The sequence below is a fragment of the Xanthomonas sp. NCPPB 1754 genome, assembly GCF_041475725.2.
GTDB lineage: Bacteria > Pseudomonadota > Gammaproteobacteria > Xanthomonadales > Xanthomonadaceae > Xanthomonas > Xanthomonas euvesicatoria.
Genome location: NZ_CM192982.1, coordinates 1,471,205 through 1,485,573, shown reverse-complemented (window position 1 = coordinate 1,485,573; position 14,369 = coordinate 1,471,205). Strand labels below are relative to the sequence as shown.

General features: G+C 63.4%; 10 protein-coding genes and 1 pseudogene. 8 read left to right on the top strand and 3 right to left on the bottom strand.

What is annotated here, in order from left to right; translation table 11 throughout:
- Positions 1-425: 425 nt before the first annotated feature.
- The 3 genes from ACCQ15_RS06545 (at position 426) to galA (ending at position 7,076) form a co-directional block, all read left to right on the top strand.
- Entirely contained in the window at positions 426-3,119 is a 2,694-nt protein-coding gene (locus ACCQ15_RS06545; protein WP_372381352.1) for a TonB-dependent receptor, read from the top strand.
- A gap of 184 nt (positions 3,120-3,303) precedes the next feature.
- The gene (locus ACCQ15_RS06540; protein WP_372381351.1) at positions 3,304-4,515 is read left to right on the top strand and encodes a glycoside hydrolase family 53 protein; all 1,212 of its coding nucleotides are present in this window, start codon (positions 3,304-3,306) and stop codon (positions 4,513-4,515) included.
- A complete protein-coding gene (gene galA, locus ACCQ15_RS06535; protein WP_372381350.1) occupies positions 4,512-7,076 on the top strand; it encodes a beta-galactosidase GalA in 2,565 nt (854 codons plus the stop codon). Before ACCQ15_RS06540 ends, galA begins: the two co-directional genes overlap by 4 nt.
- A 236-nt stretch (positions 7,077-7,312) precedes the next feature.
- Here the strand turns inward: galA and ACCQ15_RS06530 are convergent, their stop codons facing one another.
- Together ACCQ15_RS06530 and ACCQ15_RS06525 are read right to left on the bottom strand one after the other, a co-directional pair.
- The gene (locus tag ACCQ15_RS06530; protein ID WP_136733451.1) at positions 7,313-7,666 is read right to left on the bottom strand and encodes a hypothetical protein; all 354 of its coding nucleotides are present in this window, start codon (positions 7,664-7,666) and stop codon (positions 7,313-7,315) included.
- 166 nt (positions 7,667-7,832) lie between these two features.
- Positions 7,833-9,761, bottom strand: a complete 1,929-nt coding sequence (locus ACCQ15_RS06525) for an alpha-L-fucosidase (protein ID WP_109290624.1) — start codon at positions 9,759-9,761, stop codon at positions 7,833-7,835.
- Positions 9,762-9,936: 175 nt separating this feature from the next.
- Between ACCQ15_RS06525 and ACCQ15_RS06520 the strand changes: the two genes are divergently transcribed.
- The 5 genes and pseudogenes from ACCQ15_RS06520 to ACCQ15_RS06500 all read left to right on the top strand — a co-directional run bounded on the left by ACCQ15_RS06520 (position 9,937) and on the right by ACCQ15_RS06500 (position 13,678).
- Positions 9,937-11,039, top strand: a protein-coding gene (locus tag ACCQ15_RS06520) for an IS3 family transposase (protein WP_372166127.1) whose coding sequence is annotated in 2 segments (ribosomal slippage) — positions 9,937-10,195 and positions 10,195-11,039 — 1,104 coding nt in all. Because the reading frame shifts where the segments join, the coding sequence is not laid out codon by codon here.
- 30 nt (positions 11,040-11,069) lie between these two features.
- Positions 11,070-11,312, top strand: a pseudogene (locus tag ACCQ15_RS06515) (hypothetical protein); the annotation flags it as partial.
- 181 nt (positions 11,313-11,493) lie between these two features.
- Positions 11,494-11,844, top strand: coding sequence for an HNH endonuclease (locus tag ACCQ15_RS06510; protein WP_372381349.1), 351 nt, complete (start codon positions 11,494-11,496; stop codon positions 11,842-11,844).
- Positions 11,838-12,395, top strand: coding sequence for a hypothetical protein (locus tag ACCQ15_RS06505; protein ID WP_218505364.1), 558 nt, complete (start codon positions 11,838-11,840; stop codon positions 12,393-12,395). Before ACCQ15_RS06510 ends, ACCQ15_RS06505 begins: the two co-directional genes overlap by 7 nt.
- Before the next feature lie 47 nt (positions 12,396-12,442).
- Entirely contained in the window at positions 12,443-13,678 is a 1,236-nt protein-coding gene (locus ACCQ15_RS06500) for an HNH endonuclease (RefSeq protein WP_372381347.1), read from the top strand.
- An 11-nt stretch (positions 13,679-13,689) separates the two neighbouring features.
- Here ACCQ15_RS06500 and ACCQ15_RS06495 read toward each other — a convergent pair whose 3' ends face one another.
- On the bottom strand, positions 13,690-14,316 hold the full coding sequence (locus ACCQ15_RS06495) for a hypothetical protein (RefSeq protein ID WP_218505454.1): 627 nt from the start codon (positions 14,314-14,316) through the stop codon (positions 13,690-13,692).
- Positions 14,317-14,369: the final 53 nt, after the last annotated feature.

Sequence of the window (14,369 nt, the reverse complement as noted above, 5' to 3'; positions counted from 1 at the left end):
TGGCCACTCTGGCGCTCCCGCCGCGTGCACAAGCGGCAACAGCCTTGGGCAATCGCATCAGTCCACGTCAGCCAAGCACCCGCCCCGATCCCAAAGCTTCTGCCGCATCACCGCCTTACCTTCAGGGGCCAAGCAAGCGCGAGTGCCGCAGCGCAGCATTCCAAGCCGAGATAGCTGCCGCAAAATGCTTCATTGGAATGGAATGGCTTGCGCTTCTACCCTGAAGCGGACACATGCAAGACAGGGGGGACGCCAGCGCGCCGCAGCGCGCGTGCGGCGTCACGCACCGAACGACCAACAGCGATCACGCAGCACAGCACCACTGGCCACACACCCGCGCAGATGCGCCCGCCCCGCTCCATGCGGCTGGCCGCACCCGCAGCTACCACCGTATTCGGTCACTTTGTCCTGGGAGGGATCAACCGATGCCTGTTCACCATACCGGCCACCCGGCCAGTCGGCGCCTGCGCCGCACGCCCGTTCGCGCCATCCTGTGCACCACCATCGCTTGCGTGCTGGCCACCGCGTTCGGCGCGCATGCACAGGACACTGCACCCGCCGCGCCGCCGGCCAACGACACCAGCAGCGCCGCCAGCAATGGCCAGGCGCCGGTCACGTTGGACAACATCACCGTGATCGGCCAGCGCGCCAGCCTGAATCAGGCGGTGCAAGCCAAGCAGATGTCCGATCATGTCGTGGAAGTGATTTCCGCAGACAACATGGGCCAGATGCCCAACGTCACCGTGGCCGAGGCGCTGGTGCGGCTGCCCGGCGTCAATGGCACCCGCGACCGCGGCAACGAGAGCCTGGCCACCGTGCGCGGGCTGGGCCCGCGCATGACCATGGGCACCGTCAACGGGCGCGAAATCGCCTCGTCCGAGCCCAACCGCGCAGTGCGTTGGGAGGTGTTCCCCACCGAGATCGTTTCCACCGTCAAGGTCTACAAGACCCAGTCGGCGGATCTGGTCGCCGGCGGTCTTGCCGCCACCGTGGACATCTCCACCATCAGCCCGCTCGACTACACCGGTCCGGGATTCGTCGGCACCGCCGGCCCCGTGTTCTACGACCACGCCAAGGATGTGGACGGCTACAGCCCGTGGGGCAGCCGCTTCGGCGCCAGCTGGGTGCACAAGCTCAACGACAACCTGGCGGTCGCCTTCGGCGCCACCTACCAGAAGCAGAAGAACGCCAGCTCGTCGATCGGCAGCTGGGGCTATACCGATGCCACCACCTCGCGCGATGTGGATGGCGACGGCACCGTGGACCCGACCCCGTGGGGCGCGGCCGACCAGCTCAAGCTGATCGACCAGACCCGCACCGGCGCGATGGGCACCGTGCAGTGGCGCTCGGGCAATCTCGAATTGAAATTCGACGGCCTGTATTCGCGCATCGAAATCGACGAAGACCAGTTGCAGAACTGGTTCAACGGGCTGGCCTTCAGCACCTTCTCCGGCAGCACCAATCCATACACCACGCCGGGCTCGTCCTACACCATCGTCGATGGCGATGTGGTGGCCGGCACGCTGGCCAATTCGAACCTGCAGGTCGACCATGTGGTCAGCCACTACAACGAGGTCAAGACACTCACCGCCGGCGGTTTGAACGCCAAGTGGAGCGGCGATGTATGGACCTTGGGCAGCGACCTGTCGTTTTCGCAGGCCAAGCGTGACAACACCTGGCAGGCGGTGCGTTTCGGCAGCAACCCGGACACCATCTCGTTCGATTTCCGCCGCAGCGTCACCCCCACCATCCGCACCAGCTCGGACACGCCCGAATACGGCATTGCCGGGCAGACCGAGCCGCAGGCGCTGCGCGACAAGATCGCTGCGCTGGCACTCAACGCCAGCCGCGCCGTGGATGCCGGCCCGTTCACGTCGCTGGAACTGGGCGCACGCGTCGCGCGTCGCGAAAAGCAGAACCGTCGCTTTCTCAGCAACCAGTCCGGCTACGATCAGCCGATCTCGGCGTATCAGGACCTGATCTACCCGGTCACCATGCCCGACTTGAACGTGCCCACGCTGACCGGCGGCAACATGGCCGAGATCGCACGCATCGGCTTTGGCGGGTTCGATCCGAGCACGCTCGACGAACAACTGCTCGACCATTGGAACGTCAAGGAAGACGTGCGCGAAGCCTTCGCCAAAGCTGTCTTCAGCTCGCAACTGTTCGGCACCGATGTCACCGGCAATGTCGGCGTGCGCCTGGTCAACACCAGGACCACCAGCGAGGGTTTCGATTCGGTCGGCAGCACCATCCAGCCCAGCACCGGCAGCAAGGAATACACCGACGTGCTGCCCAGTGCCACGCTCAATTTCCTGATCGACGACCAGCGCATCCTGCGCTTTGCGGTGGCCAAGGTCATCGCGCGTCCGCCGCTGGACGAACTGCGCACCGGCCGCCGTCTGGACGACCCCAGCGTGACCGTTGGCCAGCTCACCGGCAGCGGCGGCAACCCGCAGCTGGACCCGTTCAAGGCCACCCAGGTCGATGTCTCTTACGAGTGGTACTTCCACACCGAAGCGCTCGCCGCCCTGGCGGTGTATCGCAAGGAAGTGGATTCGAGCATCGGCTACCGCACCGACCGCGAAACGATCAACGGCCTGGATTACCTGGTCAGCGCGCCGTTCAATGGCGGTGGCGGCTACATCAATGGCGTGGAGCTCACCTTCCAGACGCCGTTCTACTTCATCCCGCACATGGAAAACTTCGGCGTCTACTCGAACTATTCGCTGGTCGATTCCAACCTCAAGGAATTCTCGCCGGAAGACAACCCGCTGCCGTTGAGCGGGCTGGCACGCAAGACCGGCACCTTCGACCTGTGGTACAGCAACGGCACCTTCGAAGCGCGCGTGGGCTACAAGTACCACAGCCCCTACACGGTGGTGTACGGCTGGAATGCCGCACGGCTGGCGCGCCTGCAAAGCGAAGGCACGGTGGATCTGAGCTTGAACTGGCAGTACAGCAAGCAGCTCGGCTTCCGTTTCCAGGCCAGCAATCTCACCAACGAGCCGTTGCGCGCCTATACCGACAACAAGCCCAACCGGCTGGCCAATCAGGACGATGGCGGCTACCAGGTATTCGGTCGCCGTTACCAGTTGGAAGCAACCTACAAGTTCTAGGCGTCGCTTGATCGGCTGCACATGCTGCTGCGCAGCCGATCTGATTGCACCTGCATAACACCGCAGCTACTAGGTGGAATCCAATCTGCAAGCCACGTTTGGACTCTGCACAGCGGCCGTGCAGCAGCACGGCCGCCTGCGGCATGCTGTCACCCGCTCCACGTTGTCTCTGTCGAGGAATTGCATGCGCTCACCACGCCGTCTCTGGACACCCGCGCTCCTGGCGCTGGCCATTTCCACCTTCGCACACGCCGCCCCGGCTCCGGCCACGTTGTATCTCGGCGCGGACCTGTCCTACGTCAACGAGATGGAAGAATGCGGTGTGCAATACCGCGAGAACGGCGTGGTCAAAGATCCGTTCGAACTGTTCCATGCGCACGGGGCCAATCTGGTGCGCGTACGCTTGTGGAACGATGCGCGCTGGACCCGCTACAGCGACCTGTCGGACGTCAAGAAGACCATTGCACGTGCACGCGCGCAAGGCATGCAGGTGTTGCTGGATCTGCACTACTCCGACGATTGGGCCGACGGCGAAAAGCAATTGATCCCCAAGGCCTGGGCCAGCATCACCGACACCGATGAACTGGCACGCACGCTGTACGGCTTCACCTATGACACGCTCAGCGCGCTCGACCGTGCCGGTCTGATGCCCGAGCTCGTGCAAGTGGGCAACGAAAGCAATTCCGACCTGATGGACAGCACGCCCTGGGACAAAAAGCGCCCCATCAACTGGCAGCGCAATGCCAAGCTGTTCAACGCCGGCATCAAGGCAGTGCGCGACATGAGCGTACGCTCGGCGATCAAACCGCGGGTGATGCTGCATATCGCCCAGCCGGAAAATGTGGAGCCGTGGTTCGCCGACGCCACCAAGGCCGGCGTCACCGATTTCGATCTGATCGGCATCAGCTACTACCGTAAATGGTCCACGCAATCGATGGCCGAGCTGGGCAAGACCATCAGGCGTTTGCGCGGCCGCTACGATGCCGATGTGGTGGTAGTGGAAACCGCGTACCCGTGGACGCTGGACTCCGGCGACACCTCGCACAATCTGCTCGGCGAGGATTCGCTGATTGCCGGCTACCCGGCCACGCCGCAAGGCCAGGCGCGCTACATGGTGGACCTCACCCAACTGGTCATCGATACCGGCGGCGCCGGCGTGGTGTATTGGGAGCCGGCATGGACCAGCAGCCATTGCAAAACGCGTTGGGGCACCGGCTCGTCGTGGGAAAACGCCAGCTTCTTCGACTTCAAGCACGGCAACGAGGTGTTGCCGGCGATCGACTTCATGCGCCACCCGTATACCGGTGTGCCTGCATCGCGTGCATCCGACGCGGGCAAGCATGATGCGAGCGCGCCAGAGAGTTCGGTAGATGCCGGCAAAAGGACGCAGCCATGAGTGGTATCAATCGACGCGAGTTGCTGCGCGGCATGCTGGCCAGTGGGGTAAGCGCCGCACTGCCGATGGGCGCAGCCGGCACTTTGGCATCGCCTGGCGCGATGGCTGCACCTGCGGCCAAAAACACCGTATCGACAGCAGCGCTAGGCGATGCAGCGCTGGCACCGCGGGAGCGTCTGCTGTTCGACTTCGGTTGGCGCTTCCACCTGGGCCATGCCAGCGATGCCGCGCGCGATTTCGAGTTCGGCACCTTCCAGCGCACCTTCGCCAAGGCCGGCAAGGACACCGCGACCGCCGCGCAACTGGCATTCGACGATAGCGCCTGGCAGCAGGTGGACTTGCCGCACGACTGGGCCGTCGGTTTGCCATTTCGGCAGGAGCCGATCTCGGCCTTCATGACCGAGGAAGACCCGGCCGCCGCGCACGGCTACAAGCCGCTGGGCACGAGTTTCCCGGAGAACAGCGTGGGCTGGTACCGGCGCACGCTGCAGATTCCGGCAAGCGATCTGGGCAAGCGCATCAGCCTGGTGTTGGATGGCGTGTTCCGCGAGTGCATCGTGTTCTGCAATGGCCACATCGTCGGCCGTCATGCGAGCGGTTACTGCGGCTTCGAAGTCGACCTCAGCGAAGTGCTCGACTACGGCAAGCCCAACATCATCGCCATCCGCGTGGATGCCACGCTGGGCGAAGGCTGGTTCTACGAAGGCGCCGGCATCTACCGGCATGTGTGGCTACAGAAGACCGACCCCCTCCACATTCCGCAAGACGGTGTGTTCGTACGCGGCAGCGTGCAGGACGGCAACGCCACTGCGCAGCTCTCCACCGAAGTGCGCAACGACGGCACCGCGCCACGCCAGTGCGTGGTGCAGGCGCGCATTGCCGCACCGGATGGACGCACCGTGGCGCAGGCGGCCAGCGCAGCGATCACGGTCGCGCCCGGCCAGGTGCAGGTGGTCGAACAGACCTTGCCGCTCGGGCAGGCGGCGCTGTGGTCGATCGACACCCCGCAGCTCTACAGCCTGACCACCAGCGTGCACAGCGACGGCACCGCGCTCGATGCGCTGGTGACGCCGTTCGGCGTGCGCAGCATCGCCTTCGATGCGCAACGCGGTTTCCTGTTGAACGGCGCACCGCTCAAGCTGCATGGCACCAACAATCACCAGGATCATGCCGGTGTCGGCACCGCCATTCCGGACGCCTTGCACGCCTGGCGCCTGCGCCAGCTCAAGTCGATGGGCTGCAACGCGTATCGCAGCTCGCATAATCCGGCCACGCCGGAATTGCTCGCGCTGTGCGACCGCCTCGGCATGTTGGTGATCGAAGAAACCCGCCGCATGTCGACCGACCCCGAAGCGATGGGCGAACTGGAAACGATGGTGCGGCGTGGCCGCAATCATCCCAGCGTCATCCTGTGGTCGCTCGGCAACGAAGAGCCGCAGCAAGTGACCGAACGCGGTGCACGCATCGTGACCCGCATGCAACAACGTGTGCGCCAGCTCGATCCCACCCGCCCCACCACCTTCGCGATGGACAAGGGCTTCGGTGATGGCGTGGGCCAGGTGGTGGATGTGGTCGGCTTCAACTACCGCACCAGCCAGATGGATGGCTTCCATGCGCAATATCCCAACATCCCGATCTACGGCAGCGAAACCGGCAGCACCGTGTCAGTGCGCGGCAACTATCAGCGCGACGACCAACGCGGCTATACCCGTGCCTACGACCTGGACCACCCCTGGTGGGCCAGCACCGCCGAAGCCTGGTGGAGCTATGTCGCGCAACGCCCATACATTGCCGGCGGCTTCATCTGGACCGGCTTCGACTATCGCGGCGAGCCCACGCCCTACAACCGCTGGCCGAATGTGGCTTCGCAATTCGGCGTACTCGATAGCTGCGGTTTTCCGAAAGACAACTACTGGTACTACCGCGCGCAGTGGACCAGTGAACCGGTACTGCATCTGTTCCCGCACTGGAACTGGGACGGCTTGCTGCAGCCCGACGACAACGGCCGCATCGCGGTCTGGTGCCACAGCAATCTCGAGGCGGTGGAACTGCTGGTCAACGGCGTCAGCCAGGGCACGCAGCAGGTGCCGGCCTACGGCCATGTCGAATGGCGTGTGCTCTATGCGCCCGGCATGATCGAAGCGCGCGGCTATCGCGGCGGCAAGCTGGTGCTGAGCGAGCGTCGCCAAACCACGGGCAAGCCGGCGGCGATTCGCTTGAGCTGCGATCGCAACACGCTACGTGCCGATGCCGAAGACGTCGCAGTGGTCAAGGTGGAAATCGTCGACGCACAAGGCCGCCTGGTACCGACTGCCGACAACCTGGTGCAGTTCGCGCTGCGCGGACCTGCACGGCTGATTGGGGTCGGCAATGGCGATCCCAGCAGCCACGAAGACGACAAGGCGCCGCGGCGCAAGGCATTCAACGGCCTGTGTGCGGCGCTGCTGCAAACCACGCGCAGCAGCGGCGACATCGTGCTGCAGGCCACCGCGCCTGGCCTGACCGCATCCACGTTGCGCCTGCCTGCCGAGCCCACCCGAGCGCGCGCGTCGGTGGCTTGAAACGCAGTCGCTGCGCACGACAACGGAACGTGCTGCGTTACCTGGGCCAGTGGTGGCCTCGGTAGCGTCGCGATGCCATACGCGAGTCGAAGGCCAGCCATCGGCATGTGTGCTGACGGGGATGGCCGAGCAGGTGATCCCAGGTAGAAGATCGCATGCGGGCGTTGGCCGCGGCCAGAACATCGTCGGCAGTGCTGACCGGTCAGCTCGCGACCGTTCGCGTGATACCGGCAACCTCAGGTCTGCGCACTTCCGGCAGCCGGGTCGCGCGGAAAATAGCGGTTGAGTTTTTCTTCCCACGCGCGGAATTGCTCCAAGGTCTGGGCATCCATCGGACGCGGGTCGTCGGCCAGCGCCTTCTTCTGCGCCACATAGGCGATGCGCTGGGACGACAGTTCATCCCACGCCTTCCTGAGCATGACCGGATCCGGATGCGAGACCAGCATCGCCTCCAGCAGCGTGGCCTGGGCCACGCGCGCGGCCAGCAGATCGCTGAGCGCCTCGGTCACGGCCTGCATCCACTCGTGTTGTTTCTGTTCCATATCCAGCCAGCTCGCTTGCGTAATGCGCCGCGCACCATAGCGCCTGATCTGGAACGGCGGCGTGCAAGGCAGGTTGAAGATTCAGATCACCGCGTGGTGCGACTGCGGCCAGCGCCCTCTCCATCGCTTCGCTTGACGTATTTCGACGCACGAAACTGTCGCCACCCAGCAATCCCCTCCCACGCGACGCACGGCCGCGCGGGAGTGCAGGCTCTCATCGCAAGCGTGAGAACGCGCCGATCCCTGCGATCGCCAGCCGCTCGGCGGGCACGGCCGTCTCCGCGAACGACAGCCGCAGATAGCGGATCTGGCGGACTTCGGGGAAATTCAGCCGCTGGGTCGAGAGCGCATAGGCGATGTTGGAGAGCTCGCCCGCGCCGGCCGGCTGCCAGTGCTGGCCATCTTCGCTGGTTTCTGCGCGATAGCCCTTCGGCGGCGCCGCACCGGTCATCACTGCGCGCGAGGGCGTGAGGCTGAACCCGGCAACCTGACGCGAGCCGCCGAGGTCGATGGTTACCTGCACGGGATGGCCCGGCGTCGGTGCGGGCGTGATCCAGATCGTGCTGGCATCGTCGTCGAGCAACGTCTCCGCCCCTGGCGCGCTCGCCTCGACGATGCGCCAGCCGGCGGTGGACAGCACGTCCGGCGCTGTCGCCGTCGGCCGTGCGACCGGCACCGGCGCAACGGCGCGGAACAGGGCAAATTCGCTGATCGCCGGGCAGACCGGCGCCTCGAGCACGACCAGGCGCACCCGGCGTGCGGCGATCGGGCGCTCCAGACGCACGATCCGCTGTGCACCGATGCACTGCGCCTCGGCCAGCCGCCGCCACTGCCCATCGACCTCGGCTTCGACCGCGAAGCGGGTGACGCGCACGCCCAGCGGCAGATACTCCCGCAACCGGATCAGGTCGAAGCTGTGCGCGCTCGACAGTTCCAGCGTCAGCGTCGGCGTGGTGACCTCGTCCGGCGTGGACCAGTAGCTGTCCGGCTGGCGATCGAGTACGCGCGCCGGCTCGAACCCGGCACCGCGCGAGGCGCTGGCGCTGGCCTTGGCGCCCTTGGCCAGGTCGATGGCGAAGCTGGCGCGGATCGCGTCGCCGAAACTCTGCAGCACCGCCACGTCGTGGTCGGGGATGCGGCCGCGTCGGTCGGGCGGCAGATTCAGGTTCATGTTGGTACCGCGCGCCACCGAGGTGTCGAAATAGCGCACCAGATTCTCCGGGCTCCGCACCTTGCCGTCTTCGTCGGCGTGATAGAACCAGCCCGGACGGATCGACGTATTGGTTTCGGCCGGCCACCACAACGCCCCTCCGCGCACGCCGGAATTGCCGTTTTCCTGGGTGTACGGCGCATTGGGCATGGTCGGCCAGGACGGATCGCCGGCAATGCCATCTTCGTTGCCGCCCCACCGGATATCGGCGCCAAGCGGATCGAAGGTACATGCCATAGGCTGATGCCGATGCACCAGCTCGATCATCCGCGGCCAGTTGTAGTACGCAGGCGCATCGATCTTGCGCGATTCGCGCGCCCCACCGTAATAACCATCGCCGCCATTGGCGCCGTCGAACCAGAACTCGAACAGATCCCCGTAGCCTGTGCAGAGTTCGACGATCTGCTTGCGGAAATAGTCCAGATAGCCAGGGCGGCCATATTCGGCGTGGTTGCGATCCCAGGGGGACAGATAGATGCCGAAGGCCAGGCCGGCGCGTCGACACGCCGCGGCCATCTCGCCGACGATGTCACCCTTGCCGTCTTTGTAGGGCGAATTGCGGATGCAATGCTCGGTCAGGCGTGTCGGCCACAGGCAGAATCCATCGTGATGCTTGGCAGTGAAAATAAGCCCTTTCAGATTGCCGGCCTTCGCAGCAGCGACGATCTGGTCGGCTGAAAAATCGCTGGGATCGAATTTGCGCGGATCCTCGTCGCCGTAGCCCCATTCCTTGTCGGTGAAGGTGTTCATCGCAAAATGCACGAAGGCATATTGCTCCCACCGATGCCAGCGCAGCTGGCGCGGGCTGGGCACCGCACCCCACGGCGCCGGCCCGCTGGCACGCGGCGTCTGCGCGATGCGCGCTGCCGACGCGCCGAAGCTGGCGGCAGCGGCCACCACACCCGTGGCAAGAAAGGTACGACGATCGATCATTGGCGACTTCCGACTTTGCACAAGTTTCGATCTTAGCTTTTCCGACGGCGAAGAGTCCCAAAACAACAGCCGGTGTGTGCAATGCGCCGCGCACACGCAGGCATTTGCGACGTCCCCCCAATTTTGAGTAGCACCTCAGTTTGGAGTCCAATTCCCTACCCCAAGGAGATTGGACGTGAAGAAGCGTTTTTCTGAAGAACAGATCATCGGCTTCCTGCGCGAAGCTGATGCCGGTGTGGCGATCAAGGATCTGTGCCGGCGGCATGGCTTCAGCGAGGCCTCGTATTACCTGTGGCGCAGCAAGTTCGGCGGAATGAGCGTGCCCGACGCCAAGCGGCTCAAGGATCTTGAGGCCGAGAACGCGCGGCTAAAGAAGTTGCTGGCCGAGCAGTTGTTCGAGAACGACCTGATCAAGGATGCGTTGCGAAAAAAGTGGTGAGCGCACCGGCGCGTCGTGCGCTGGTGCGCGAGTGGATCGGGCGTGGTGCCAGCGAGCGTCGCGCCTTGGCGGCGATCGGCATGAGCGCCAGCGCGCTGCGCTATTGCCCACGCCAAGACCGCAATGGCGAACTGCGCGAGCGCATTCTTGCGTTGGCGCATCGCCATCGCCGCTACGGCGTGGGGATGATCTATCTCAAGCTGCGACAGGAAGGACGCCTGGTGAACTACAAGCGCGTGGAGCGGTTGTATCGCGAGCAGCAGCTACAAGTGCGGCGCCGCAAGCGCAAGAAGGTGCCGGTTGGCGAGCGTCAGCCGCTGCTGCGGCCAGCGCAGGCCAACCAGGTGTGGTCGATGGACTTCGTGTTCGACCGCTCCGCCGACGGCCGAGTGATCAAGTGTCTGGTGATCGTGGACGACGCAACGCACGAAGCGGTCGCCATCGAGGTGGAACGCGCGATCTCCGGGCACGGCGTTGCGCGCGTGCTGGATCGGTTGGCACACAGTCGCGGTTTACCGAAGGTGATCCGCACCGACAACGGCAAGGAGTTTTGCGGCAAAGCGATGGTCGTCTGGGCACATGCCCGTGGTGTGCAACTACGGCTAATCCAACCCGGCAAGCCAAATCAAAACGCCTATGTTGAATCGTTCAACGGCCGACTACGCGACGAATGCCTCAACGAGCACTGGTTCCCGACGTTGCTGCACGCGCGCACCGAGATCGAACGCTGGCGACGCGAATACAACGAGGACCGACCGAAGAAAGCAATTGGCGGCATGACGCCGTCCGCTTATGCCCAACATCTGGCAAACACCGATATCATCAACCCCGGACTCTAAACCCGACCGCTACTCAGGGCGGGGGGACGTCGACAGCGCCAAGCGGTGAAGGCCAAGGAGATGCAACGCCGCGAAGAAGCCAAGCGACGCACACGGGTGGCAGAGCTCGTGTTCCTTGCAGGAGCAGAGTCGCTGGAGGATGCCGAGTTGGTGGGTGCGCTTTTGGCGCACGTAGGAAATCGGACCGACGCGGCAATCCGTAACCAAGCGAGCTCCCTCGGCGCGTTGCGAATGGAAATCTCGAACGCCGAAGAAGGTCACAGCACGCATTGAGCCTGCTCGCCCGCCCTGCCCATCGCGCGCCAAAGAGTTGCAGCCGCACCGATGGTCGGTTACAACGTGTCTGCCAGTGGGGGCATCCCCCGGTGTTGTGCCCGCATAGCCTCTAGGCTCCGGGTGCCCGAGGTTCTCCACTAGGAGGCACGGGAATCTTCTTTTGATTCCGGAGCCCTCTATGAGCAACAAGCGCCTCAAATCTCTTCGCACCCATGCCTTCCATACACAATCTGGCCGTTGCTACTACTGCGACCGCCCGATGTGGCTATCCTCACCCAGCGAGCTGGGCTTACGTCCCCGCTCTGCACGTCCCTACCAGTGCACGGCCGAACACTTGATTGCTCAACAAGACGGCGGCTTGGATGTGCCCGAGAACGTGGTGGCCGCGCACACACGCTGCAATCAAGGACGCCACAAGCGGCGAGGGCCTGCTCCATCTCCTGACGTGTTCAAACAGCTGGTTCGAAAGCGACTTGCAATGGGAAGATGGTGGCCCACGCCTCCAACTGGAACTCACATCGGATGTTGATCCGTCGCCTGCTCCCCAGTGCCGTTTTGCTGCTGACCGCGTGCTCCCAATCATCTCCGCCTCCGGCCGAGCCATCGCCCACGAAAAGCTCAACGCAGCAGCCGGCCGATCGTTCCGTGGTCACGCCCTTCCAAAAAGAGGTCGAGCGCAGCAAGGCAGTGCTTTCATGCAAGTCAACCAAGATCACGCCAGGAAGCTCAGGCTGGGGGGCCCTGTTTGGCTGTATCGGCGGCGAGGCCGAGACAGTCAAGTTCTTTATCAACGAAGAGCCGGAAACCGGCAGGGTCTCCACCACGAAGTTCCTATGGAACGACTGGTTCAAGGATCGCGGTTATGGGCTCCACGCTGACGCTAAAGCTGCGGACAAGATGATCCACGACCTCATCAAACTTTATCCCAGCGACCACGACAAGGCCTTGCTTAAAGCGTTCAAGAGCAAGAAGAACCTTACCTTGGAAGGCAATGGCTACCGCTTCGAATACACGTTCGACCGAGGGCCAGCCATTGACGAACGCATGATTGTGGTCACGCCGATTGGATTGACACCATAACGCCACGCCTGCACACCCGTTGCCGAGGACACTGACACCCCATGCGAATGAGCGATGCCTTTCGCCGATATGGCGTTGAGATCAAGGACCCGCAGTTCAACTCGTCCGCCCTGTCTAAGAATCCGCGCCAGGTAATTTTGAGCCTGTGGTCACACAACTTCTCTCCCGACATGTCCCGCTACGCGATGGAGACCGCCCATTGGAAGGGCAGTGGCAAGCACACTTTTCGCACTCATCTCGAACAAGCCTGGGCGGAAAAATTGCCAATCCGAGTCGTGGTGGCTACCTCCGACAACCCGGCAAAAGTTAGGGCTGGCAATGCCGCACGTGCCACCAACGACTTCGAGCCGGACTTCAGCCTGGTCGGGCAGGTCGTATCGCTCGCGGCCAATTCTTTTGAACTTGCGTTTGAGCGCACTGGCGAGATCCCTGAAAGAGAGATGGTCCTGCGCGACCGGGCTACCGTGAAATACTGGCACGTGGCCGAAGCCGTGCAAGCACTGGCCAGGCCCTCCTCCACCGCAGAGATTCGAGAGTGGCTCGAAGGACGCTACCCAGGCGAGGACCACTCAGACTTGGGAGCCAACCTTTCATTTTTGACGGTCAACGACACTAATCGGCGGCATTACGACAAGACGCGGAAGGATTGGCGCTCAAACTCCAATCATCCTCGTGATCTCCTTTTCCGGCGAGGCAAATCCCGAGGCGTGACGTATGAGCCCTTTCGGGCAAACATCCATGGCCACTGGACTTTGCAGCCAAACGACGGCGGCGTTTGGGAGGCTGTGCAGTTACCCGCCACCCCACAATCGAGAGCCGAGGCCGAAGGGCAGGAAGCGGCATTTGCGCATCTGCCTCCATTGGATTCAGACCATGACGCACGTGTCTGGACCATGCGTGCAGTAGCCCAGCGCCGCGGTCAATCTTTTTTCCGGAACCAATTGCTGGACGCGTATGGCGGCCGTTGTGCCATCACAGGCTGTTCGGCGAAGGAGGTCTTGGAGGCGGCGCATATATTGCCTTACCGAGGAGACCACACCGACCGGGTGGACAACGGCTTGTTGCTCCGCGCCGACCTCCACACCCTTTTCGACTGCCTGCTGCTCTGGATCACCCCAGAGAACAAGGTCGCGTTGGCTCCGTCGTTGCTTACCACTGACTACCTTGCTCTCATAGGCCAGACTGTGCGTCAGCCGGAGTCAAAGAAGAACCGCCCCAATCCCGACCATCTGAGCGAACACGCCCGGCGTTGTCAGGAGCTCGACGGCGCACCAAGCCCATAGGTCGACGAGCATCAGCGCGCGTCTGAGGTGCTGCGCAGGCTAACGGCACGGTATTGCTTCTGGCTGCCGAAACGTGGGCCGTTCTTTTCGAGCGTGGCGCAGATTCTCCCCTCGCCACAAGGTGCTAGGTCAGCGCGCGCAACCCGCTCCCAATAGTCGATTGAGGTGCGGAGCTGCACCAGCTCGCTGCGCTTCTCATTGATGATGCCCAACGAGTAAGCCACCGCCCCCAGTCCTAAGACGCCCGCCAAGAGCATCGTGGCCGATGCTATCCACATGCGCCGAGTGCTCCGCGTTTCCAGGGACTGCTGGACCTGCGCGTAACGCCGAGTGGCTTGCTGCAACGTCTCGTCCGCATGGGCCATCTCTTTGTTGAACCGCTTGGCGGCCGGTTCCAGCGTCTGCGTCAACGCTTGATTGGTCAGCTGCGTCAGCCTCGGCAGTGCGTTTTCTAAAACTCGATTGACCTTGGCATCGGCGTTGCTGGCCGCGTGTTGGACTACCTGAAGTTGCTCGGCAACCACCTCGCGCAGCCGTTGTTCGCGCTGCTGCATGAATGCAACCAGCGTCGTCAGCACTTTGACCGTCTCCTGCAACGACGCGTTCGATGCATTCAACGTCGCCATCATTTCCGCCATTACGGCCGCGTCTTGCCTATCCATGAGGTTTCCTGAGCTCGGCTGGTCACGGA